This window comes from Pseudomonas azotoformans (assembly GCF_900103345.1).
In the GTDB taxonomy this organism is placed as follows: Bacteria; Pseudomonadota; Gammaproteobacteria; order Pseudomonadales; family Pseudomonadaceae; genus Aquipseudomonas; species Aquipseudomonas azotoformans.
The window spans coordinates 5,208,060-5,232,077 of the sequence record NZ_LT629702.1; the positions used below are offsets into that span (position 1 = coordinate 5,208,060).

The 24,018-nt window shown below is 61.3% G+C and carries 17 protein-coding genes and 1 pseudogene; 16 read left to right on the plus strand and 2 right to left on the minus strand.

The window, feature by feature from the left end:
• Positions 1-77: 77 nt before the first annotated feature.
• Complete coding sequence (locus BLR69_RS23685; RefSeq protein WP_071497100.1) at positions 78-2,297, minus strand: primosomal protein N'; 2,220 nt, start codon at positions 2,295-2,297, stop codon at positions 78-80.
• Positions 2,298-2,512: 215 nt separating this feature from the next.
• Between BLR69_RS23685 and rpmE the strand changes: the two genes are divergently transcribed.
• The 3 genes from rpmE to BLR69_RS23700 all read left to right on the plus strand — a co-directional run bounded on the left by rpmE (position 2,513) and on the right by BLR69_RS23700 (position 5,017).
• Positions 2,513-2,746 (plus strand): 50S ribosomal protein L31, encoded by a 234-nt coding sequence (rpmE, locus tag BLR69_RS23690; protein WP_071497101.1) that lies wholly within the window; start codon positions 2,513-2,515, stop codon positions 2,744-2,746.
• Positions 2,747-2,760: 14 nt separating this feature from the next.
• Positions 2,761-3,567: a thermonuclease family protein gene (locus BLR69_RS23695; protein WP_071497102.1), complete on the plus strand. Its 807-nt coding sequence runs from the start codon at positions 2,761-2,763 to the stop codon at positions 3,565-3,567.
• Between the two features lie 181 nt (positions 3,568-3,748).
• Positions 3,749-5,017 carry a malic enzyme-like NAD(P)-binding protein gene (locus tag BLR69_RS23700; RefSeq protein WP_071497103.1) on the plus strand — a complete coding sequence of 423 codons (1,269 nt, stop codon included), beginning with the start codon at positions 3,749-3,751 and terminating at the stop codon, positions 5,015-5,017.
• A 215-nt stretch (positions 5,018-5,232) separates the two neighbouring features.
• Here the strand turns inward: BLR69_RS23700 and BLR69_RS23705 are convergent, their stop codons facing one another.
• Entirely contained in the window at positions 5,233-7,692 is a 2,460-nt protein-coding gene (locus BLR69_RS23705; protein ID WP_371858609.1) for a penicillin-binding protein 1A, read from the minus strand.
• Positions 7,693-7,743: 51 nt separating this feature from the next.
• Between BLR69_RS23705 and BLR69_RS30825 the strand changes: the two genes are divergently transcribed.
• From BLR69_RS30825 to BLR69_RS23770, 13 genes and pseudogenes are all read left to right on the plus strand, one after another.
• Positions 7,744-7,890, plus strand: a complete 147-nt coding sequence (locus tag BLR69_RS30825) for a hypothetical protein (RefSeq protein ID WP_156682174.1) — start codon at positions 7,744-7,746, stop codon at positions 7,888-7,890.
• 23 nt (positions 7,891-7,913) lie between these two features.
• The gene (gene pilM / locus BLR69_RS23710; RefSeq protein ID WP_071497105.1) at positions 7,914-8,567 is read left to right on the plus strand and encodes a type IV pilus biogenesis protein PilM; all 654 of its coding nucleotides are present in this window, start codon (positions 7,914-7,916) and stop codon (positions 8,565-8,567) included.
• Positions 8,564-9,118, plus strand: a complete 555-nt coding sequence (locus BLR69_RS23715) for a PilN domain-containing protein (RefSeq protein WP_071497106.1) — start codon at positions 8,564-8,566, stop codon at positions 9,116-9,118. The genes pilM and BLR69_RS23715 overlap by 4 nt, the downstream gene beginning before the upstream one ends.
• Positions 9,115-10,080: a pilus assembly protein PilP gene (locus tag BLR69_RS23720; protein ID WP_071497107.1), complete on the plus strand. Its 966-nt coding sequence runs from the start codon at positions 9,115-9,117 to the stop codon at positions 10,078-10,080. Before BLR69_RS23715 ends, BLR69_RS23720 begins: the two co-directional genes overlap by 4 nt.
• A gap of 139 nt (positions 10,081-10,219) precedes the next feature.
• Positions 10,220-11,476: pseudogene (locus BLR69_RS23725) on the plus strand (type IV pilus secretin PilQ); the annotation flags it as partial.
• 4 nt (positions 11,477-11,480) lie between these two features.
• Entirely contained in the window at positions 11,481-11,999 is a 519-nt protein-coding gene (gene aroK, locus BLR69_RS23730; protein ID WP_003171222.1) for a shikimate kinase AroK, read from the plus strand.
• A 125-nt stretch (positions 12,000-12,124) separates the two neighbouring features.
• Positions 12,125-13,225, plus strand: coding sequence for a 3-dehydroquinate synthase (gene aroB / locus BLR69_RS23735; RefSeq protein ID WP_071497109.1), 1,101 nt, complete (start codon positions 12,125-12,127; stop codon positions 13,223-13,225).
• A 10-nt stretch (positions 13,226-13,235) separates the two neighbouring features.
• Positions 13,236-14,795 (plus strand): SPOR domain-containing protein, encoded by a 1,560-nt coding sequence (locus BLR69_RS23740; protein ID WP_071497110.1) that lies wholly within the window; start codon positions 13,236-13,238, stop codon positions 14,793-14,795.
• A gap of 350 nt (positions 14,796-15,145) precedes the next feature.
• Entirely contained in the window at positions 15,146-19,591 is a 4,446-nt protein-coding gene (gene gltB / locus BLR69_RS23750; RefSeq protein WP_071497111.1) for a glutamate synthase large subunit, read from the plus strand.
• Between the two features lie 32 nt (positions 19,592-19,623).
• Entirely contained in the window at positions 19,624-21,042 is a 1,419-nt protein-coding gene (locus BLR69_RS23755) for an FAD-dependent oxidoreductase (RefSeq protein ID WP_071497112.1), read from the plus strand.
• 242 nt (positions 21,043-21,284) lie between these two features.
• A complete protein-coding gene (gene hemE / locus BLR69_RS23760) occupies positions 21,285-22,352 on the plus strand; it encodes a uroporphyrinogen decarboxylase (RefSeq protein ID WP_071497113.1) in 1,068 nt (355 codons plus the stop codon).
• Positions 22,353-22,487: 135 nt separating this feature from the next.
• Positions 22,488-22,739 (plus strand): helix-turn-helix transcriptional regulator, encoded by a 252-nt coding sequence (locus BLR69_RS23765; RefSeq protein WP_033897766.1) that lies wholly within the window; start codon positions 22,488-22,490, stop codon positions 22,737-22,739.
• Positions 22,732-24,003, plus strand: coding sequence for a type II toxin-antitoxin system HipA family toxin (locus BLR69_RS23770; RefSeq protein ID WP_071497114.1), 1,272 nt, complete (start codon positions 22,732-22,734; stop codon positions 24,001-24,003). The genes BLR69_RS23765 and BLR69_RS23770 overlap by 8 nt, the downstream gene beginning before the upstream one ends.
• Positions 24,004-24,018: the final 15 nt, after the last annotated feature.

Below are 24,018 nucleotides of genomic sequence, written 5' to 3' on the forward strand. Positions count from 1 at the left end.
GATGCGCAGGTGGAAAAACTGGGCATTATCCGTGGCGAGGGCGAGCTTGCCAACCTTCGCGGGACCTGTGGCCAGGGTTAATACAAATCTACCGGGTCAACGTCCAACGACCATCGCACTTGCCGGCCGCTGGGCATTTGCTCCAGGGCAAGCAACCAACTACTTAATAGCCGGTGCAGCGGCGCGCGGGAGGTTGCCTGCAAGAGTAGCTGAGCGCGATAGCGCCCGGCACGGCGCTCCATGGGCGCAGGCACCGGGCCGAGCAGTTCGATGCCGCTCAGCCCCAGCTCGCCGAGCAAACGTTCTGCCGCGCTGCACGCTTCATCCAGGAAACCTTCGGCCTGCCCTGGTTTGTGCGCTTCGGCGCGCAGCAATGCCAAGTGGGAAAACGGCGGCAAGCCGGCGGCGCGACGTTCGCTCAGGGCCTGTTCGGCGAAGGCGAAGTAGCCTTGTTCGGTGAGCTGGATCAGCAACGGATGGTCGGCCAGGTGCGTCTGGATAATCACCCGGCCAGGCTCCTCGGCACGGCCCGCACGGCCCGCGACCTGTACGATCAACTGCGCCATGCGCTCGCTGGCGCGGAAATCCCCGGAGAACAGCCCACCGTCCGCATCAAGGATCGACACCAGGGTCACCCGTGGAAAGTGATGCCCCTTGGCAAGCATCTGCGTGCCGATGAGGATGCACGGCTGGCCTTTCTGGATGGTGGCAAACAGCTGGTTCATCGCGTCTTTGCGCGACGTGCTGTCACGGTCGACCCGCAGCACCGGGTAATCCGGGAACAGGATGCCCAGGCGCTCTTCGGCACGCTCGGTGCCTGCGCCTACCGGTCGCAGGTCGACTTTGCCGCACTGCGGGCAATGGCGCGGCACCCGCTCCACATGGCCGCAGTGGTGGCAGCGCAGTTCGCCGTGGCGCTGGTGCACGGTCATGCGCGCGTCGCAGCGCTCGCACTCGGACATCCAGCCGCAGTCATGGCACAGCAGGGTCGGCGCAAAACCCCGGCGATTGAGAAACACCAGCACCTGCTGACCAGCGGCGAGGGTCTGGCCGATGGCTTGCTGCATCGGCCCGGAAATGCCGCTGTCCAGCGGGCGGCTTTTGACGTCCAGGCGCAGGAAACGTGGTTGCTTGGCGCCGCCCGCCCGTTCGTTGAGGCGCAGCAGGCCGTAACGACCGGTGTAGGCGTTGTGCAGGCTTTCCAGGGACGGCGTGGCCGAGCCCAGCACAATCGGGATGTCTTCCTGGCGAGCGCGCACCAGCGCCAGGTCGCGGGCGTGGTAGCGCAGGCCTTCCTGCTGTTTATAGGAGCCGTCGTGCTCCTCGTCGATGATGATCAGCCCGGGGTTTTTCATCGGGGTGAACAGCGCCGAACGGGTGCCGATAATAATGTCGGCCTCGCCGTCCCGCGCCGCCAGCCACGACTCCAGGCGCTCACGGTCGTTGACTGCCGAGTGCACCAGGGCGATGCGCGCATTGAAGCGCTGCTCGAAGCGCGCCAGGGTTTGCGGGCCGAGGTTGATCTCGGGGATCAGCACCAGCGCCTGTTTGCCGGCTTGCAGGGTCTCGCGGATCAACTGCAAATAGACTTCGGTTTTGCCGCTGCCCGTGACGCCGGCCAGCAGGAACGCGTGGAAGCTGTCGAAGCCTGCGCGAATCGCTTCGTAGGCGGCGCGTTGCTCGGGGTTCAGCGGCAATTCCGGCTGGGCCAGCCAGTGTTCGTGGCGGGCGTCGGGGGCGTGCTTGCGGATTTCCACCTGCACCAGGCCTTTGGCGAGCAGCAGGTCGAGGCTGTCTTTGCTCAGCATCAGCTTGCTCAGCAGCTGATGCGCCACGCCATGGGGATGCTGCGCCAGCGTGGCCAGGGCCTCGCGCTGGCGCGGCGCGCGGGCGATACGCGGGTCGTCGAGGCGCGCGCCGGGCACCATCGACCAGAAGCGTTCCTGGCGCGCTTCGGCCAGTTCGCCCTGGCGCAGCAGCACCGGCAACGCCCAGCTCAAGGTGTCGCCCAGGCTGTGCTGGTAATACTGGGCGGTCCACAGGCACAGCTTGAACAGCGCGGGTGGTAGTGGTGGGGTGGCGTCGAGGATGGCCAGGGCAGGCTTGAGTTTTTCGGCCGGTACTTCGCTGTGATCGGTGACTTCCACCAGAATGCCGATCATCTCTCGGCGCCCGAACGGCACGCGCACACGCATGCCCGGTTGCAACTGCGCGCGCAGTACACCGGCTGGCGCCCGGTAATCGAACAGGCGGCGCAGGGGCGAGGGCAGGGCTAGGCGCAGAATGGCGTCGGGCACGCGGGGGGTCTCATATAAAGGCAGGCGGTGGCGCAGGGGCGGGAGCCTAGCAGACAGGGGAGGGCTTGGGTATGCCACGGTTTTCTGATGAAAGGAGGTTTTCCGCCGGATGTGCGGCTTGCGCGATTGAAAAGGTCTGGTAGAATCCGCGGCCTAATTACGTGCGGTATTCGACAATAGTGTCGAGTGGCGGCACGCTAGCCCGAGGAAGTGCCATGAAAGCCGATATCCATCCAGCGTACGAAACCATCGAAGTCACCTGCAGCTGCGGCAACAAGTTCGAAACCCGTTCGAACCTGTGCAAGCCACTGGGTACTGACGTATGCAACGAGTGCCACCCGTTCTACACCGGTAAGCAGAAAACTCTGGACACCGGCGGCCGTGTACAGCGCTTCGCAGATCGCTTTGGTGCTTTCGGCAAGAAGCCTGCTACTACTCCAGCAGAGTAAGGCTCAAAAGCCTTATGGGCTTTTGCCAGCTGTTGAAAAAGGCGTCCCTTGTGGGCGCCTTTTTTGTGCCTGGGATTTGGCTTTCAGTCGCACAGGCCGGCGTGTTTTGCCCCGCGCCGGCCGCCCTGGCCCGGGTGGACGTGCAGCGTGTGGTGGATGGCGACACAGTACGCCTCAAGGATGGCCGCAGTGTGCGGATGATCGGCCTCAATGCGCCTGAAACCGGCAAGCAAGGCCGCTCCGACGAGCCGTATGCCGTTGCGGCCCGCCAGCGTCTGCAGGCGTTGGTTGAGGCCAGTGGCGACCGGGTTGGCTTGGTGTTGGGGCGCGAGAGCAAGGACCGTTACGGCCGTACCTTGGCCCACCTTTACGGCGCTGATGGCGAGAATCTTGAGGCGCAACTGCTGGCCGAGGGTCTGGGGTTCCAAGTGGGCGTCGCGCCCAACGTCGATCTGGTCACCTGTCAGCAGGCTGCTGAAAACAGCGCCCGTCAGGCGCGATTGGGCCTGTGGCGCAAATCACCTGTGCAAAGTGTGGTGCAACTCAAGCAGTCCGGCTTCGCCTTGGTCAGCGGCCGAGTGAGCAAGATCGAACGCAATCGCGGCGGAATCTGGATCGACTTGCAGGGCTCACTGGTATTACGCATTGCACCCGAACTCACTCGCCAGTTCGACTCCGCATTGCTCAGTGGTCTGCAAGGCAGGACAATCGAAGCCCGTGGCTGGGTGCAGGATCGATCCAAAGGGGGTGGCCGGAAAAACGGCCAGGCACGTTGGTTGCTGCCACTGACCGACCCCAGCATGCTCAAATTGACTGATTAATAAAAAATTGTAGACATTTTTTTATTCGATTGTGAACAGTTAAGCCCTTGTATCCCGTGGCCTTAGACCAAAGTACGGCGCTTTGGGGCCTTGACACCTGTGACTACCCAGTCTTGTAGGGACTTTGCGACACGCGTATCCTCGGCGGTCCGTCGACCAACAGTAAAAGCGGAATGCCGATATGTCTGATTTGAAAACTGCCGCTCTCGAATATCATGCCCATCCTCGTCCAGGAAAGCTGAGTGTAGAGCTCACCAAGGCCACTGCCACCGCCCGCGACCTGTCGCTGGCCTACAGCCCTGGTGTTGCCGAGCCCGTACGTGAAATCGCCCGCGACCCCGAACTGGCGTACAAGTACACCGGCAAAGGCAACCTGGTTGCAGTGATTTCCGATGGCACCGCGATTCTCGGCCTGGGTAACCTCGGTCCATTGGCTTCCAAGCCAGTCATGGAAGGTAAGGGCGTGCTGTTCAAGCGCTTCGCCGGCATCGACGTTTTCGACATCGAAGTCGACTCCGAAAGCCCGCAGGCGTTCATCGACACGGTCAAGCGCATTTCCATCACTTTCGGTGGCATCAACCTGGAAGACATCAAGGCACCTGAGTGCTTCGAGATCGAAAAGGCCCTGATCGAACAGTGCGACATTCCGGTATTCCACGATGACCAACACGGCACCGCGATCGTAACCGCGGCCGGCATGATCAATGCCCTGGAAATCGCTGGTAAAACCCTGGCTGACGCGCAGATCGTCTGCCTGGGCGCCGGCGCTGCGGCCATCTCCTGCATGAAGTTGCTGGTGAGCATGGGCGCCAAGCTGGAAAACATCTTCATGGTCGACAGCAAGGGCGTGGTCCAGTCCGAGCGTACCGACCTGAACCAGTACAAGGCGATGTTTGCCCACGCCACCGACAAGCGCACCCTGGCTGACGCCCTTGACGGTGCAGACGTGTTCGTCGGCCTGTCCGGCCCGAACCTGCTGAGCGCCGAAGGCCTCAAGTCCATGGCGGCAAACCCGATCGTGTTCGCCTGCTCCAACCCGGACCCAGAGATCTCGCCGGAACTGGCGCACGCCACCCGTAACGACGTGATCATGGCCACCGGTCGTTCGGACTACCCGAACCAGGTCAACAACGTACTGGGCTTCCCGTTCATCTTCCGTGGCGCCCTGGACGTTCGCGCCAAGCGCATCAACGAAGAGATGAAAGTAGCCGCCGCCAATGCCCTGCGTGAACTGGCCAAACTGCCGGTGCCTCAGGAGGTGTGTGACGCCTACGGTGGCATCAAGCTGGAATTCGGTCGTGAGTACATCATCCCGAAACCAATGGATAAGCGCCTGATCACCCTGATCTCCGATGCCGTGGCCAAAGCCGCCATCGAGACCGGCGTGGCCACCCTGCCGTATCCGAAGCACTACCCGCTGCAAAGCGTGGATGATGTGTTCAACGGCTAAGCCGTTGTAGCGCACCAACAAAAAGCCCCGGCTCTCGCGAGTCGGGGCTTTTTGCTGTGTGGTGTTCGCCGATGGCCTTTGTAGTGAGCGGGCTTGACCCGCGCTGGGTGGCGAAGCCACCCCAACACCTGGCACTTGGTTCTAGCTAGAGAAACTCGGTGCCTGGATTGGGGCGGCTGCGCCACCCAGCGCGGGGCAAGCCCGCTCACTACAGGTCAGAACAGATCGATCGGCGCCGCTTCATCTGCCGGCAGCGGGCTACCCGGTGCAACGCCATTGCCCAGTTCGTTGACCGACGGCGGCGTGTCTTCGCTCTTGAACAGTTCGAAGTACGCGTTCGGCGTGCTTGGCGACGCTGCACGGCCACTGATCGGGTCGATGCGCAGGCTGAGGATGCCTTCCGGCTCCGGCTGGGTGTGCGGCGGCTTGTCCTTCAAGGCTGCGCCCATGTAGCTCATCCAGATCGGCAGCGCGACGGTGCCACCGAACTCGCGGCGGCCCAGGCTTTCCGGCTGGTCATAGCCGGTCCACACGGTTGTCACGTAGTCGGCGTTGTAGCCGGAGAACCAGGCGTCCTTGGATTCGTTGGTGGTACCGGTCTTGCCGGCGATGTCCGGCCGGTTCAGCGCCAGGGCACGGCGGCCGGTACCCTTCTTGATCACATCTTCCAGGATGCTGTTGAGAATATAAGTGGTACGGCCGTCGACAATCCGCTCGGCAACTGCCGGCGCCTGTGGCTCCGCCGGGGTACCGTTGGCGGCCGGTGTCGTGCCTGGGGTCGGCTCGATGGTGATACCGCCATTGCTCGGTGCTGCCAGGCCATCGGTGGCGGCCACGCCGTTGACCACGTCGCCTGGCACGCGTGGCGGGTTGGCGGTGAACAGGGTGTCGCCGTTGCGGCTTTCGATCTTGTCGATCAGGTACGGCGTGATCTTGTAGCCGCCGTTGGCAAAGGTGCTCCAGCCGGTGGCGATTTCCATCGGCGTGAGGGTCGCGGTGCCCAGGGCCAGGGACAGGTTGGGTGGCAGGTCTGACTTGGCGAAACCGAAACGCGTCATGTAATCGATGGTCTTGCCCACGCCCATCGCCTGCAGCAAGCGGATCGACACCAGGTTACGCGACTTGTAGAGCGCTTCGCGGATGCGGATCGGGCCAAGGAAGGTGTTGGTGTCGTTCTTCGGACGCCAGACCTTGTCCAGGTACTCGTCTACGAACACGATCGGCGCATCGTTGACCAGGCTGGCGGCGGTGTAGCCGTTGTCCAGCGCGGCACTGTAGATGAACGGCTTGAAGCTCGAGCCCGGTTGGCGCTTGGCCTGGGTGGCGCGGTTGTAGTTGCTCTGCTCGAACGCGAAACCACCGACCAGGGCGCGGATTGCGCCGTTCTGTGGGTCCAGCGACACCAGTGCGCCCTGGGCCAACGGCACCTGGCTGAACTTGAGGCTGTCGTCCTTCTGGCGTTGCACGCGGATCAAATCGCCCACCTGCGCTACGTCCGACGGCTGCTTGGGCATCGGGCCCATGCTGTTGGTGTTCAGGAACGGGCGCGCCCATTTCATGCTGTCCCACGCCACATGGGCTTCGCCGGTGCGGGTCAGGACCTGTACGCCATCTTTCTTCACCTGGGTGACGATGGCTGGCTCCAGGCCGCTGATCGCACGTTGTTTGCCCAGTTCGGTGGTCCAGGCACTCAGGGTCTTGCCCGGCAGGCGTGATTCGGGGCCGCGGTAGCCGTGACGCTGGTCGTAGGTGATCAGGCCGGAATGCACCGAATTATTGGCGATGTCCTGCAAGTCGCTCGGCACGGTGGTGGTCACGCGGAAACCTTCGGTATACGCCTCGCTGCCGTAGCGGCCGACCATCTCGGCACGCGCCATTTCAGCGATATACGGCGCGTTCACTTCCGGGGTTGGTACGTGGTAGCTGGCGTTCAACGGCTCGGCGATGGCGCTTTCGTAAGCGGCCTGGTCGATCTTGCCCAGCTTGTACATGCGCCCCAGGATCCAGTCGCGGCGCTCTTTGCTGCGCGCCGGGTTGGCCAGTGGGTTGAAGCGTGAAGGCGCCTTGGGCAGGCCGGCGATCATGGCCATCTGCGCCAGGCTGGCGTCACGGATGGACTTGCCATAGTAGACCTGCGAGGCCGCCTCGATCCCGTAGGCGCGGTTGCCCAGGTAGATCTTGTTCACGTACAGCTCAAGGATCTCATCCTTGGTCAGCTGGCGTTCGATTTGCAGCGCCAGGAGGATCTCGGTGGCCTTGCGCGAAAAGCTGCGCTCGCTGGTGAGGAAGAAGTTCTTCGCCACCTGCATGGTGATGGTGCTGCCGCCGGATTGAATGTGTCCGCTTTTTACCAATTGCGTGGCCGCACGCACCAGGCTGCTGGGGTCGACACCATAGTGGTTGGCAAAATTATCGTCTTCGGCCGAGAGCAGGGCGCTGATGAAATTGGGTGGAATATCGGCAAAACGGATCGGTGTGCGGCGCATTTCGCCAAACTCCGCGATCAGTTTTTCATCGCTGCTGTAGACCCGCAAAGGAATCTGCAACTGGATACTTCTGAGGGCCTCTACGGAGGGCAAACCCGGACTAAGGTAGAGGTAAGCCCCGCTGAGCACGAGCAGCAGCCCGCAAACGATGGCGACAATGGAGTACCCGAAAAACTTCAGCAGACGAATCAAGGCTTTTGGATTTCCAGAGAAAAGAATGGGTTAGGCGTCGGGGCTTGCATGGCAATCGATGGATCGACCCGAGCTGCAGATAAAAAGCGGCAAAAAACGCTGGGCATTAAAGCATTTTTCGACTTGGGGCGTCATTCGCACCTGCTCAACAAGTCGACCGAATGCATGGCGCCCGGCGGCAATCAGGCGGTATGACAGGCAAAGCTTTAGGGAGTTTTATGGGAAAAGGATTTTTCACGGGAAAACTCGACACCCTGCTGGGCGTCGACATCAATGACACGGCAATCCGGCTGGTGGAGCTGGGCCGTTCATCCTCTGGTTACAACATTCGCGGCTACGTCACCCAGGCATTGCCGGTACGTTCGGTGGTCGACGGCACATTCCTGGATCTCGAAGGTGTGGGGCGCACCTTGCGCAGTGCATTGTCACGGTTGGCGACGTCGGTCCGTGGCGCTGCCGCTGCGGTGTCCGGGCCTTCGGTGATCACGCGTATGATCGAGATGGAGGCGGGGCTGACTGACGACGAGATGGCCTGGATGATCCAGATGGAGGCAGACCAGTACATTCCTTATCCATTGGATGACGTGGCCATCGACTTTCAAGTGCGTGGGCCGGCCGCCCTCGACCCAGGTCGTGTCGAGGTGCTGCTGGCGGCGTGCCTGAAGGAACATGTCGAGGCTCGGGAGGCGGTTCTGGCGCTGGCCGGGCTGGTGCCGAGGGTGGTCGATGTCGAAGCGTTTGCATTGGCGCGCGCTTGCAGTCAGGATTTCGCCAGCTTCACGCCGAGCCATCGAGTCGATGGTGCACAATGGGCCGTGGACGCCCAAGGGATGGGAATTGCTTGCGGGTTGGCCCTGAGGAGTTTCGCTTGAAGACACGAATCAACCTTTTGCCTTGGCGCCAGGCGCTGGCGGAGCGGCGACGCAAGTACCTGCTGGCGTGTTTGCTGGCGTTCGCCTGCGCGGCGCTTGCGGCTGTGTGGCTGGCGGACCAGGTGATCGACCAGGCCATTGATCGGCAAGTGACCCGCAATGACCATCTGGGCAAGCAAATCACCGGCCTCGATTCGCGCATCAGGACCATCGACGACCTGCAGGAGCAAAGCCAGCAGTTGGCACAGCGCATGAAGGTTGTGCAGGACCTGCACGACTCCCGCTCGTCCGGCGCGCAATTGTTGGATCAGTTGGCGCGCGCAGTACCCGATGGTGTGCATCTGCATGAAGTGGTGGCGAAGGGCGATACGATGAGTATCAGCGGCAGTGCCGAATCCAGCCAGGATATCGCCCAACTGATGCGTCGCCTGGAGGCCGCACAAGGCGCCCATTCCACGCGGTTGCAACAGGTGCGAACTGAAGGTGCGCGCGGCAACAATGAATTCCAGTTGATGGTGCGACAGGGCGAGCCCTCCGAGGCGCAACCTTGAGCCCGCTGAGGCTCAATCTTTCTGCACTCACTCACAACGCTGCAAAATGGCCCCTACCTGGCAAGGCCCTGTTGGGCTGTGCGCTGGCGAGCCTGATATTTGTGGTGGGTGACCTTGTGTGCCTGAGCCCGTCGCGGCAACGGTTGCATCAGGTTGAGGTGCGGGAAGTCGCCCTGCAACAGCAAGTCGCTGAAAAGACGGCCCTGGCTGCCACCCTTGAGGCGCGCGTGCAGCAGCTCCAATTAATGCAGGCGAAAGCGGATGAGCTTTTCCGGGCGTTGCCGGGGAAATCCGAAATGCCCGGCTTGCTCGAAGACATCGCGCACTTGGCAGTGGCCAATGGTCTGGTGCTCGAGAGTGTCACGCCATCGGACGAACAGTCTCAGCCGTACTATTACGAGCAGCCGGTACAGGTCGGCGTGGCAGGGGCTTACCACGACCTGGCGACGTTCCTGAGTAGCTTGGGTGGCCTGGCGCGAATTGCGACGGTGCATGATGTTGTCCTGCGACGGGATGGCAAGCTGCTGCGCCTTGATCTACTGGTCAAGAGCTATTGGCTGCCGGGTGGTGGGGGAGGTGGTCAGGCCCGCCAACGACAATCCTTTGTCTACGAGGCTTCCGGGCTGCGCGACCCTTTTCAGCGGCTTGCCGTTCAGGTCGATCATCTACCTGGGCGGCAAGCTCGCGCGCCGGATCTCGCCCGGCCACGCGCAGCCTTGGAAAACCTTGCGCTGGACCAGTTCGAAATGGTCGGCACGTTGTCCCGTGGGTCGCAGTTCTTCGCCTTGCTGCGTGCGGCCTCCACGGTGCATCGCCTGGCGGTCGGTGACTACCTGGGGCCGGACCATGGCCGGGTCACGGCTATCCATGAGCGTTACATAGAGCTGGTCGAGCTGTTTCCCGATGGTCAGGGAGCATGGCTGGAACGCCCACGAACCCTGGTGTTAAACGTCAACTCATAACGGAATCGAACCCATGAAAAGGATTTTCTCGTCCTTCGGTGTGGCGCTATGGATAGCGTTCACGGCGCCGATGGCTGTTGCTGTGCCCAATCGTGTAGACCTGATCCAGTTGCCACCGCCTGGCAGCGCCACGTCGAGCGCTTACACCGGCGACAAGCTGAACCTCAACTTCCAGAGCATCGAGTTGCGCACGGCGTTGCAGCAAATCGCCGACGTCGCGGGCCTCAATCTGGTAGCCAGCGACGACGTGCAGGGCTCGATTACCCTGCGCCTCAAGGATGTGCCCTGGGATCAGGCGTTGGACCTGGTGCTGCAAGCCAAGGGCCTGGATAAGCGGGTAAAGGCCGGTGTATTGCTGGTCGCGCCGGCCGAGGAGTTGGCCGCGCGTGAGCTGTTGACCCTGGAATCGCGCAAGCAAATGGCCGAACTGGCGCCGTTGCGCAGGGAGCTGTTGCAGGTCAATTACGCCAAGGCGGCGGACCTGGCCAAGTTGTTTCAGTCAGTCACGGGCCTTGAGGGCGTCACCGATGAGCGTGGCTCGGTGGCGGTGGATGATCGCACCAACAACATCATCGCCTATCAGACTGGCGAGCGGCTGGAGGAGCTGCGCAGGATCGTGGCGCAACTGGATGTGCCGGTGCGTCAGGTCATGATCGAGGCGCGGATTGTCGAGGCCAATGTCGATTACGACAAAAGCCTGGGCGCACGCTGGGGTGGGCGGCTCACTCGCGGCAACTGGGGCGCCGGTGGCATTCCGAAACCTCTGGCTGAGGGCGCGGAGCCGCCGGAAAACCCACCCAGTTCACCATTTGTGGACTTGGGGTCACTCGCCGGTTCATCGGGCCTGGGCATCGCCTTTATCACCGACAACCTGCTGCTGGACCTGGAGCTCACCGCCATGGAGAAAACCGGTAACGGCGAAATCGTCTCGCAACCCAAGGTGGTCACTTCCGACAAGGAAACCGCACGCATCCTCAAAGGCACCGAGATTCCCTACCAGGAATCCAGCTCCAGCGGCGCCACCTCGGTGTCGTTCAAGGAAGCCTCGCTGTCGCTGGAGGTCACCCCGCAAATCACCCCTGATGACCGCGTGATCATGGAGGTGAAAGTCACCAAGGATGAACCCGACTACCTGAACAAACTCAACGATGTGCCGCCGATCAAGAAAAACGAGGTCAACGCCAAGGTGCTGGTCAAGGATGGCGAGACCATCGTCATTGGCGGGGTTTTCTCCAATACCCAAAGCAAAGTGGTAGATAAAGTGCCATTTTTGGGCGATGTGCCGTATCTTGGCCGCCTTTTCCGGTGCGATGTGCTGGCGGAGAAAAAATCCGAGCTGCTGGTATTCCTGACTCCGCGTATTATGAATAACCAGGCGATTGCTGTGAGTCGTTGATTCTGTGCGAAATTTGATTCTTGTAGGACCGATGGGGGCTGGGAAAAGCACCATCGGCCGTTTGCTGGCCAAAGAGCTGCGCCTGCCGTTCAAAGATTCCGACAAGGAAATTGAATTGCGCACGGGCGCCAATATCCCATGGATCTTCGATAAGGAAGGCGAACTGGGCTTTCGTGACCGCGAGCAGGCGATGATCGCCGAGCTGTGCGGCTGCGATGGCGTGGTATTGGCGACAGGTGGTGGCGCGGTAATGCGTGACGAGAACCGCCGCGCGCTGCATGCCGGTGGTCGGGTGGTCTACCTGCATGCGTCGGTCGAGCAGCAAGTGGGCCGCACCGCCCGTGATCGCAATCGCCCGTTGCTGCGTACGGCCAACCCGGAGAAAACCCTGCGGGATCTGCTGGCGCTGCGCGATCCGCTGTATCGGGAAATTGCCGATCTGGTGGTAGAAACCGATGAGCGGCCACCCCGGATGGTGGTTCTCGACATTCTTGAGCGCCTGCAACGGCTGCCACCCCGTTAAAGCCAGGCACGAAATGCGCTATTCTCGGCGGCGCGCCAACACCTCTCAAGGTGTGGCGTAGAGCCATCAGGCAACGTCAGCGTTTGACGTTACCGGTCGTCAATACATTTTCAACGCGGGGACACATGCAGACACTTAAGGTCGATCTAGGCGAGCGCAGCTACCCGATCCATATTGGCGAAGGTCTGCTGGACCAGCCCGAGTTGCTCGTACCGCATATTGCCGGGCGGCAAGTGGCGATCATCTCCAATGAAACGGTCGCGCCGCTGTATCTTGAGCGTCTGAGCCGCAGCCTAGCGGCGTACTCCGTTATTTCTGTGATCCTGCCCGACGGCGAGGCCCACAAGAACTGGGAAACCCTGCAACTGATCTTTGATGGCCTGCTGACTGCACGCCATGACCGCCGCACCACGGTGATCGCTCTGGGCGGCGGTGTGATCGGCGACATGGCCGGTTTTGCCGCGGCCTGCTACCAGCGTGGCGTGGACTTTATCCAGGTGCCGACCACCCTGCTGTCCCAGGTCGATTCGTCAGTGGGCGGCAAGACCGGCATCAACCACCCGCTGGGTAAGAACATGGTTGGCGCGTTCTACCAGCCGCAAGCCGTGCTGATCGACACCGCGACCCTCAACACCTTGCCGCCGCGCGAGCTGTCGGCGGGCCTGGCGGAAGTCATCAAGTACGGGCTGATCTGCGACGAACCGTTCCTGACCTGGCTCGAAGAGCATGTCGACGCGTTGCGCAATCTGGACCAGGCCGCACTCACCGAAGCTATTTCCCGCTCTTGCGCCGCCAAGGCGCTGGTGGTGAATGCCGACGAGCGGGAGTCCGGCGTACGGGCCACCTTGAACCTGGGCCACACCTTCGGCCATGCGATCGAAACGCACATGGGCTATGGTGTGTGGTTGCATGGCGAGGCCGTGGCAGCTGGCACGGTGATGGCATTGGACATGTCGCAGCGCCTGGGCTGGATCAGCGCCCAGGAGCGTGACCGTGGCATCCGCCTGTTCCAGCGCGCCGGTTTGCCGGTGATTCCGCCTGAAGAGATGACCGAGGCAGATTTCCTCGAACATATGGCAATAGACAAGAAAGTGATCGACGGTCGACTGCGACTGGTGCTGCTACGCCACATGGGCGAGGCGGTGGTGACCGACGATTATCCGAAAGAGATTTTACAGGCCACGCTGGGAGCGGATTACCGCGCCCTGGCCCAGCTTAAAGGTTAATAAGATCCCGATGACTAGTTTGCATGCCGACGAGGCGTTCCTCGGCCATTACCAGTTAAGCCACGACCCCTTTGCTCCACGGGTGCCTGGTTTCAAATTTTTCCCGGCCCAGCGCAAGCCAGTGCTCGGCCAACTGCACCACCTCGCGCGCTACAGCCAGTTGCTGCTGGTCGTGACCGGCCCGTTGGGCAGCGGCAAGACCCTGCTGCGCCAGGCCCTGGTGGCCAGCACCAACAAGCAGTCGGTCCAGAGTGTGGTGGTATCCGCCCGTGGTGCCGGTGATGCGGCGGGCGTGTTGCGCCAGGTCGCCCAGGCACTGGACGTGGCCACGGCTGAGCCGAACGCGATCCTCAAGCAGGTGGTACAGCTGGGCCTGACCGGCCAGGAAGTCTACCTGCTGGTGGATGATGCCGAGCAGCTCGACGAATCCGCCCTCGAAGCGCTGCTGGCGCTGGCGGCGGGCACGCCGGAAGGCCGTCCGCATGTATTCCTGTTCGGTGAGTCGTCGCTGATCGCCGACCTGGAGCAGATCAGCGGTGATCAGGAGCTGTTCCACGTCATCGAGCTGCAGCCGTACGAAGAGGAAGAAACCCGCGAATACCTGGCTCAACGCCTGGAAGGTGCAGGGGCGGGTATCGAACTTTTCTCCGCTCAACAGATCTCTGATATTCACGAAAGCTCCGACGGCTGGCCTGGCACCATCAACCAGGTTGCCCGCGATGCCATGATCGAAGCCATGATTGCCAGCCGCACCGCGGTCAAGCGTCCAAAGATGGGGTTCACTATGCCTAAGAAACACGTATTGGCTATTTCCGCCGTTGTTGTGGTCGCTGTTGCCGCCGCCTGGTTGATTCCGGGCCGCAGCAAGGCGCCGACCACCGCCGGTGCGCCAACCGAGCAGGCGCAATTGCCACTGGGCAAACCCACGCCAAATGTTGAGTTCGCCAATTCCGGCCAACCGACCAACCTGCCGATGGTCGGCCAGCCTGTCATGCGTGGCCCGCTCGCCGAAGAAGCCGGTGGCATTTCCGAAGGTGACGACGGCGTGCCGGTTGAAGGTTCCAGCGCAACACCGCCGACCGTCACGACCACTGCACCACCTGCTGGCGTGCCAGCCGGTCAGCCAGCGGCAAAACCAACGCCGGCACCGACTGTTGCAACCGCCAAGCCTGCGCCCGTGACCAAGCCGGTCGCGCCTGCGCCAGCTGCCAAGCCAGCACCAGCAGCGGCCGCCAAGCCTGCTGAAAAACCGGCTGCCACCGTGGCCAAGGCCGGTGCTGCGGGTAGCGGTTGGTATGGCAGCCAGCCTTCGGGCAACTTCGTGGTGCAGATCCTCGGCACCAGCTCTGAAGCCAATGCCCAGGCGTTCGTCAAAGAGCAGGGCGGCGAGTACCGTTATTTCAAGAAAGTGCTCAACGGCAAGCCTCTCTACGTGATCACCTATGGCAGTTTCTCCAGCCGTGCAGCGGCTGATTCTGCCATCAAGGCCTTGCCAGCGAAGGTTCAGGCTGGTAAACCTTGGCCTCGCACTGTTGCCAGCGTTCAACAAGAACTCGCAACAACTCGCTGAAGATCAGGCGGCCTTACCCAGGCCGCCCTCCCGGCACCTCAAAAAAACTACAACAGCGTGCAGCCCTGAAGGCCGCGCGCTTTGTGGTGTCTGCGTCACAGTGGCTTTTGAGTCGTAGCGGTCAGAATTAAAAAAGTTTTGACTAGCACAGCATATCGCTTTAAACCTTTCATAAATGCGACATAGATTTGCGACATTTCGTCGCTAAATTTGTGAGCGTCTGTGTCGGTGTGTACAATGACCTCCCTTTTGCCCCCGCTAAGCCGGCGTACGTTCGGCGTGGAAGGTAACCGGTTGAATTGAAAAGAAATTTGCCTCGAAATAAGAGGCAGCCTGGTGAGAAAGTGTCTATGAAAGCAGGTCTGTACCAACCCGATGAATTCAAGGATAACTGCGGTTTCGGCCTGATAGCCCATATGCAGGGCGAGCCCAGTCATACCCTTCTGCAAACGGCCATCGAGGCCCTGACCTGCATGACCCACCGCGGTGGGATCAACGCCGATGGCAAGACCGGTGACGGCTGCGGCTTGCTGATTCAAAAGCCCGACCTGTTCCTGCGCGCTGTCGCAAAAGAGCAATTTGCGGTCGACCTGCCCAAGCAGTACGCGGTGGGCATGGTGTTCTTCAACCAGGACCCGGTCAAAGCCGAAGCCGCTCGCGAGAACATGAACCGCGAGATCCTGGCTGCCGGCCTGCAACTCGTCGGCTGGCGCAAAGTGCCGATCGACACCAGCGTACTCGGCCGCCTGGCCCTGGAGCGCCTGCCGCAGATCGAGCAAGTGTTCATTGCAGGCGATGGCCTGAGCGACCAGGACATGGCGATCAAGCTGTTCACGTCGCGTCGTCGCTCGTCCGTGGCCAACGCCGCCGACACCGACCACTACATCTGCAGCTTTTCCCACAAGACCATCATTTATAAAGGCCTGATGATGCCGGCGGATCTCACCGCCTTCTATCCGGACCTGAGCGATGAGCGCCTGCAAACCGCAATCTGCGTGTTCCACCAGCGCTTCTCCACCAACACCCTGCCGAAATGGCCGCTGGCCCAGCCATTCCGCTTCCTCGCCCACAACGGCGAGATCAACACCATCACCGGCAACCGCAACTGGGCCGTGGCCCGTCGCACCAAGTTTGCCAACGACCTGATGGACCTGGAAGAGCTCGGCCCGCTGGTCAACCGTGTGGGTTCCGACTCCTCCAGCATGGACAACATGCTCGAACTGATGGTCACCGGCGGCATCGACCTGTTCCGTGGCGTGCGCATGATCATTCCGCCAGCGTGGCAGAACGTCGAGACCATGGACCCGGACCTGCGTGCATTCTACGAGTACAACTCGATGCACATGGAGCCGTGGGACGGCCCGGCCGGTGTCGTGATGACCGACGGCCGCTACGCGGTGTGCCTGCTCGACCGTAACGGTCTGCGCCCGGCGCGTTGGGTCACCACCACCAACGGTTTCATCACCCTCGCGTCGGAAATCGGCGTGTGGGACTACAAACCCGAAGACGTCATCGCCAAAGGCCGCGTGGGCCCGGGCCAGATCCTGGCCGTGGACACCGAAACCGGGCAGATCCTCGACACCGACGCCATCGACAACCGCTTGAAGTCCCGTCATCCGTACAAGCAATGGCTGCGCAAGAACGCCCTGCGCATCCAGGCGACCATGGAAGACAACGACCACGGTTCGGCGTTCTACGACGTCGATCAGCTCAAGCAATACATGAAGATGTACCAGGTCACGTTCGAAGAGCGCGACCAGGTGCTGCGTCCGCTCGGCGAGCAAGGCTACGAGGCGGTCGGCTCCATGGGCGACGACACGCCGATGGCCGTGCTGTCCCAGCGCGTGCGCACGCCGTACGACTATTTCCGCCAGCAGTTCGCCCAGGTGACCAACCCACCGATCGACCCGCTGCGCGAAGCCATCGTGATGTCCCTGGAAGTCTGCCTCGGTGCCGAACGCAACATCTTCCAGGAATCGCCTGAGCACGCCTCTCGTGTGATCCTCAGCTCGCCGGTCGTGTCTCCGGCCAAGTGGCGCTCGTTGATGACCCTGGAGCGTCCAGGCTTCGACCGCCAGATCATCGACCTGAACTACGACGAAAGCCTCGGCCTTGAAGCCGCGGTGCGCAACGTCGCCGACCAGGCTGAAGAAGCCGTGCGGGCCGGTCGTACCCAGATCGTCCTGACCGACCGCCACATCGCGCCGGGCAAGCTGCCGATCCACGCCTCGCTGGCGACTGGCGCAGTGCACCACCGCCTGACCGAAAAAGGCCTGCGCTGCGACTCCAACATCCTTGTGGAAACCGCCACCGCCCGCGACCCGCACCACTTTGCGGTGTTGATCGGCTTCGGCGCCTCGGCGGTGTACCCGTTCCTTGCGTACGAAGTGCTGGGTGACCTGATCCGTACCGGTGAAGTACTGGGCGACCTCTATGAGGTGTTCAAGAACTACCGTAAGGGCATCACCAAGGGCCTGCTGAAGATCCTGTCGAAGATGGGCATCTCCACCGTCACGTCCTATCGCGGTGCGCAACTGTTCGAAGCCATCGGCCTGTCCGAAGAAGTTTGCGAGCTGAGCTTCCGTGGCGTCCCGAGCCGTATCAAGGGCGCGCGTTTTGTCGACATCGAAGCCGAGCAGAAAGCTTTGGCAGCCGAAGCCTGGAGTGCGCGCAAGCCGATCCAGCAAGGCGGCCTGCTCAAGTTCGTGCACGGTGGCGAATACCACGCGTACAACCCGGACGTGGTCAACACCCTGCAAGCCGCCGTGCAGCAGGGCGACTACGCCAAGTTCAAGGAATACACCTCGCTGGTGGATAACCGCCCGGTGTCGATGATCCGCGACCTGTTCAAGGTGAAGACCCTGGACACGCCGATGGACATCAGCGAAGTCGAGCCGCTGGAGTCGATCCTCAAGCGCTTTGACTCCGCCGGTATTTCCCTGGGCGCCTTGTCGCCCGAGGCTCATGAAGCCCTGGCCGAAGCCATGAACCGCCTGGGTGCGCGTTCCAACTCCGGCGAAGGCGGTGAAGACCCGGCGCGCTACGGCACCATCAAGAGCTCGAAAATCAAGCAGGTGGCGACTGGTCGTTTCGGCGTGACCCCGGAATACCTGGTCAACGCCGAAGTGCTGCAGATCAAGGTTGCCCAGGGCGCCAAGCCGGGTGAAGGCGGTCAACTGCCGGGCGGCAAGGTCAACGGTCTGATCGCCAAGCTGCGTTACGCAGTGCCGGGCGTGACCCTGATCTCGCCGCCGCCGCACCACGACATCTATTCGATCGAAGACTTGTCGCAGCTGATTTTCGACCTGAAACAAGTCAACCCGCAGGCGCTGGTCTCGGTGAAGCTGGTGGCAGAAGCCGGCGTGGGTACTATCGCCGCCGGTGTGGCCAAGGCCTATGCCGACCTGATCACCATCTCCGGCTACGACGGTGGCACCGGCGCTTCGCCGCTGACCTCCATCAAGTACGCCGGTGCGCCGTGGGAACTCGGCCTGGCCGAAACCCACCAGACCCTGCGCGGCAACGACCTGCGCGGCAAGGTGCGGGTGCAGACCGACGGCGGCCTGAAAACCGGCCTCGACGTGATCAAGGCCGCGATCCTCGGCGCCGAAAGCTTCGGCTTCGGTACTGCGCCGATGATCGCCCTGGGCTGCAAATACCTGCGCATCTGCCACCTGAACAACTGCGCCACCGGCGTCGCCACTCAGAACGAGAAGCTGCGCAAGGATCACTACATCGGCACCGTCGACATGGTGGTGAATTTCTTCACCTATGTCGCCGAAGAGACCCGTGAGTGGCTGGCCAAGCTGGGCGTGCGTTCGCTGGAAGAGCTGATCGGGCGTACCGATCTGCTGGAAATCCTCGAAGGCCAGACCGCCAAGCAGAACCACCTGGACCTGACGCCGCTGTTGGGCAGCGATCACATCCCGGCCGACAAACCGCAGTTCTGTGGCGTGGACCGCAACCCGCCGTTCGACAAGGGCCTGTTGGCCGAGAAGATGGTCGACATGGCAGGCGGTGCGATCAACGACGCCAGCGGTGGCGAATTCGCCCTGGATATCTGCAACTGCGACCGTTCCATCGGTGCACGCATCTCCGGCGAAATCGCGCGCAAGCACGGCAACCAGGGCATGGCCAAAGCGCCGATCACCTTCCGCTTCAAGGGCACCGCGGGCCAGAGCTTCGGCGTGTGGAACGCCGGCGGCCTGCACATGTACCTGGAAGGCGACGCCAACGACTACGTGGGCAAGGGCATGACCGGCGGCAAGCTGGTGATCGTTCCGCCCAAAGGCAGCGTGTACAAGACCCAGGACAGTGCCATCATCGGCAACACCTGCTTGTACGGCGCCACCGGTGGCAAGCTGTTCGCCGCCGGTACCGCCGGTGAGCGTTTCGCCGTGCGTAACTCCGGTGCCCACACCGTGGTGGAAGGCACCGGCGATCACTGCTGCGAGTACATGACCGGGGGCTTTGTCGCGGTACTGGGCAAGACCGGTTACAACTTCGGTTCGGGCATGACCGGCGGTTTCGCCTATGTGCTCGACCAGGACAACACCTTCGTCGACAAGGTCAACCACGAGTTGGTCGAGATCCAGCGGATCAGCGGCGAAGCCATGGAGTCCTACCGGAACCACTTGCAGCACGTGCTGGACGAGTACGTCGAGGAGACCGGCAGCGAATGGGGTCGTAACCTCGCCGAAAACCTCGATGATTACCTGCGTCGTTTCTGGCTGGTCAAGCCCAAGGCTGCCAACCTGAAATCGTTGCTTTCCAGCATCCGTGCCAACCCGCAGTGATATGCGCCTGAAGAGTTTGATGAGGTTTTAACATGGCTGAACGTCTGAATAACGACTTCCAGTTCATCGATGTCGGGCGCAAAGATCCGAAGAAGAAACTGTTGCGTCAACGCAAGAAAGAGTTCGTGGAAATCTACGAACCCTTCAAACCCCAGCACTCGGCCGACCAGGCCCACCGTTGCCTGGGGTGCGGTAACCCGTATTGCGAGTGGAAGTGCCCGGTGCACAACTTCATTCCCAACTGGCTCAAGTTGGTGGCCGAGGGCAATATCCTCGCTGCCGCCGAGCTGTCGCACCAGACCAACACCCTGCCGGAAGTCTGCGGCCGGGTGTGCCCGCAAGACCGTCTGTGCGAGGGTGCTTGCACCCTCAACGACGGCTTCGGCGCGGTGACCATCGGTTCGGTGGAGAAGTACATCACCGACACCGCGTTCGCCATGGGCTGGCGCCCGGACATGTCCAAGGTCAAGCCGACCGGCAAGCGCGTCGCCATCATCGGTGCCGGCCCTGCCGGCCTGGGCTGTGCCGATGTATTGGTGCGTGGCGGCGTGACCCCGGTGGTGTTCGACAAGAACCCGGAAATCGGCGGCCTGCTGACCTTCGGCATCCCCGAGTTCAAACTGGAAAAAACCGTCCTGAGCAACCGTCGTGAAGTGTTCACCGGTATGGGTATCGAGTTCCGTCTCAATACCGAAATCGGCAAGGACATCACCATGGAGCAACTGCTCGAAGAATACGATGCGGTATTCATGGGCATGGGCACCTACACCTACATGAAAGGCGGCTTTGCCGGTGAGGACCTGCCGGGCGTGTATGACGCGCTCGACTTCCTGATCGCCAACGTCAACCGCAACCTGGGCTTTGAAAAGGCGCCGGAAGACTTCGTCGACATGAAAGGCAAGAAGGTCGTGGTGCTGGGCGGTGGCGACACCGCGATGGACTGCAACCGCACGTCGATCCGCCAGGGCGCCAAGTCGGTGACCTGTGCCTATCGCCGTGACGAAGCCAACATGCCGGGCTCGCGCAAAGAGGTGAAGAATGCCAAGGAAGAAGGCGTGAAATTCCTCTACAACCGCCAGCCGATCGCCATTGTCGGTGAAGACCGCGTGGAAGGTGTGAAGGTGGTCGAGACCCGTCTCGGCGAACCGGACGCCCGTGGCCGTCGCAGCCCCGAGCCGATCCCGGGCTCCGAAGAGATCATCCCGGCTGACGCCGTGGTTATCGCCTTCGGCTTCCGCCCAAGCCCGGCGCCGTGGTTCGAGCAGTTCCAGATCCAGACCGACAGCCAGGGGCGCGTCGTGGCCCCGGAACAAGGCCAGTACAAGCACCAGACCAGCAACCCGAAAATCTTCGCCGGTGGTGATATGGTGCGCGGCTCTGACCTGGTAGTGACGGCGATCTTCGAAGGGCGTAATGCCGCCGAAGGGATCCTGGATTACCTGAACGTCTAACCCCGTTCAGGCTGAAATGCGGTCAAACATGTGGGAGGGGGCTTGCCCCCGATAGCGGTGGTTCAGTTACAGATATTGAGACTGACACACTGCAATCGGGGGCAAGCCCCCTCCCACATTTGTTTTGCGGTGTGTTCAAGCTACCGCGACAAATTGACCCGATAGACAAAAGGCACGGCTCATACCGTGCCTTTTGCGTCCGGCTCTGAGAAAATGCCCGCACTTTTTTTGCGGATGCCGACATGACTGCCCTCAAGAACGACCGTTTCCTTCGTGCCCTGCTCAAGCAACCCGTGGACGTCACCCCTGTTTGGATGATGCGCCAGGCCGGTCGCTACCTGCCGGAATACCGCGCCAGTCGCGCCAACGCCGGCGATTTCATGAGCCTGTGCATGAACCCGGAGTTCGCCTGCGAAGTCACCATGCAGCCGCTGGACCGCTACCCACAACTGGACGCGGCCATCCTTTTCTCCGACATCCTCACCATTCCTGATGCCATGGGGCAGGGCCTGTACTTCGAAACCGGCGAAGGCCCGCGTTTCAAGAAAGTCGTCAGCACCCTGGCCGATATCGAAGCCCTGCCGATCCCGGATCCGCACAAAGACCTGGGTTACGTGATGGACGCCGTCAGCACCATCCGCCGCGAGCTTAACGGCCGTGTGCCGCTGATCGGCTTCTCCGGCAGCCCCTGGACCCTGGCCACCTACATGGTCGAAGGCGGCTCGTCGAAAGACTTCCGCAAGACTAAGGCCATGCTCTACGACAACCCGCAAGCCATGCACCTGCTGCTGGACAAGCTGGCGCAGTCGGTCACGTCCTACCTCAACGGCCAGATCATGGCCGGCGCCCAGGCGGTTCAGATCTTCGACACCTGGGGCGGCAACCTCTCGGCGGCGGCGTACCAGGAGTTCTCCCTGGCCTACATGCGCAAGATCGTCAGCGGCCTGATCCGCGAGCACGAAGGCCGCAAGGTGCCGGTGATCCTGTTCACCAAAGGTGGCGGCCTGTGGCTGGAAAGTATTGCCGACGCCGGTGCCGACGCACTGGGCCTGGACTGGACCTGCGACATTGGCGAAGCTCGCCGTCGCGTTGGCGGCCAGGTCGCGCTGCAAGGCAACATGGACCCGACCGTGCTGTACGCCAAGCCGGAAGCGATCCGCACCGAAGTCGGCCGCATCCTCGCCAGCTACGGCAAAGGCAGCGGGCATGTGTTCAACCTGGGTCATGGCATCACCCCGGAAGTGAACCCGGAGCATGCGGGTGCGTTCCTGCGTGCGGTGCATGAGTTGTCGGCGCAGTATCACGAGTGATTGTTGCCCAATAACAAACGCCCGGTTTATGCCGGGCGTTTTTGTTTGAACTGAGCAGACGTAAGGTGCTTGTAATGTCCATCATTGCGGACATAATCAAAATATTGATCTTAAAAGTCCGCTTTGGGTGACATTATGTTGCTGGTTAATCCGCCCGAGCTGGGTGAAAGAATACGACAACTGCGTCGCGCCAAGGGCTACAGTCAAGCGCAACTGGCGGACCGAGCCAAGTGCAACCGCAAAACCATCATGGACCTTGAAGCCGGAGAAAATGTCGCGATGTATACCGTATTCAGGGTGATTTCTGCCTTGGGAATGGCATTGGAAGTTGTCGATAAACGCATTGACCTCAAGTCCCTGGCCGATCTGGTGGAGCACGATGAGTAGGGTCAAATTGCTCAACGTCGTCACCCCCCAGGGACATTCAGGCGAACTGTCCAAGGGCTCGCAGTTTGCGTTTTCCTATTCGTCGGCTGATGCCGAGCGTGAGGCATCGCTGGTCATGCCCTACGACCCGACGCCTTCAGTCACCAATGTGCTGCATCCGATTTTCGATATGAACGTACCAGAAGGTTTTCTGGCCGATCAGATCAAGCGACGGATGGCCAAGCACATGCAGGTGGATGAGATGCGCCTGTTGTCGATCATCGGGGGGAATCAGATTGGGCGGTTGACGTACCAGAACCCTGTCGAGGCGTCAGTTCCTATACAGGCTCAGGTGGGGCTCCAGCAAATACTCTCAGCCGATAGCTCCCAGCACGTATTTGAATTTCTGGTGGAAACGTATTTCGAGTCGGGCATTTCCGGCGTGCAGCCCAAGGTACTGGTGCCCGACCTGGACAAGCTGGCCGGCAACCGTAAAACCATGCTCAGTTCCGATCTGATCGTGAAGTCTGGCGCCGATGAGTACGCTCACTTGGCCCAGAACGAATTTCTCTGCATGGAAGCTGCCCGCATCGCGGGCATGGAGACCCCACCTTTCTGGTTGTCCGAAGGGGGGGATCTGTTTGTCATGGAGCGCTTTGACCTGACCCCCTCGGGGCGGCTTGGCTTTGAAGATATGGCCGTGCTGTTGGGGCTCAACAAAGATCCCCATGACAATTACAAGTATTCCCAGAGCTACGAAACCCTCGCCGCGGTTATCAATCATGTTTGTGCGCAAGGTGAGCCGCTACGTGAGCTTGAGCGGTTTTTCTCGTCGGTCTGCTTGTCGGTCATGGTACGTAACGGTGATGCGCACCTGAAAAACTTTGGCGTGATCTACACCCATCCGGGTGCGCGCGAAACGGTGCAGTTGGCGCCTGTATTCGATGTCACCACTACCACCGTGTATGAAAACTACAACCCCAAGTCCGGTCGTTCATTGGTTGATCGCACCCTGGCAATCAAACTGAACAAGGCGAAGACTTACCCGGACCGTCAGCAACTGATGGAGTTTGGCCGTAAGTACTGTGCGGTGGAGAAGCCTGGGGTGATCATCGAGCGAATCGCAGAGGCGATGTCCGAGGCGCTTGTTACGCATCAGGCTCGCATCGACGCCGAACTGTTTTCGGCGATGCAAACTGAGTGGGACGGGGGACGTGCCATGGCGCTCCATGATTCGGTATCCACCGGGATGAAGCGAAAACCTGTTGTGAAAAAACCGCTATGAAGCGGTTTTTTCTTT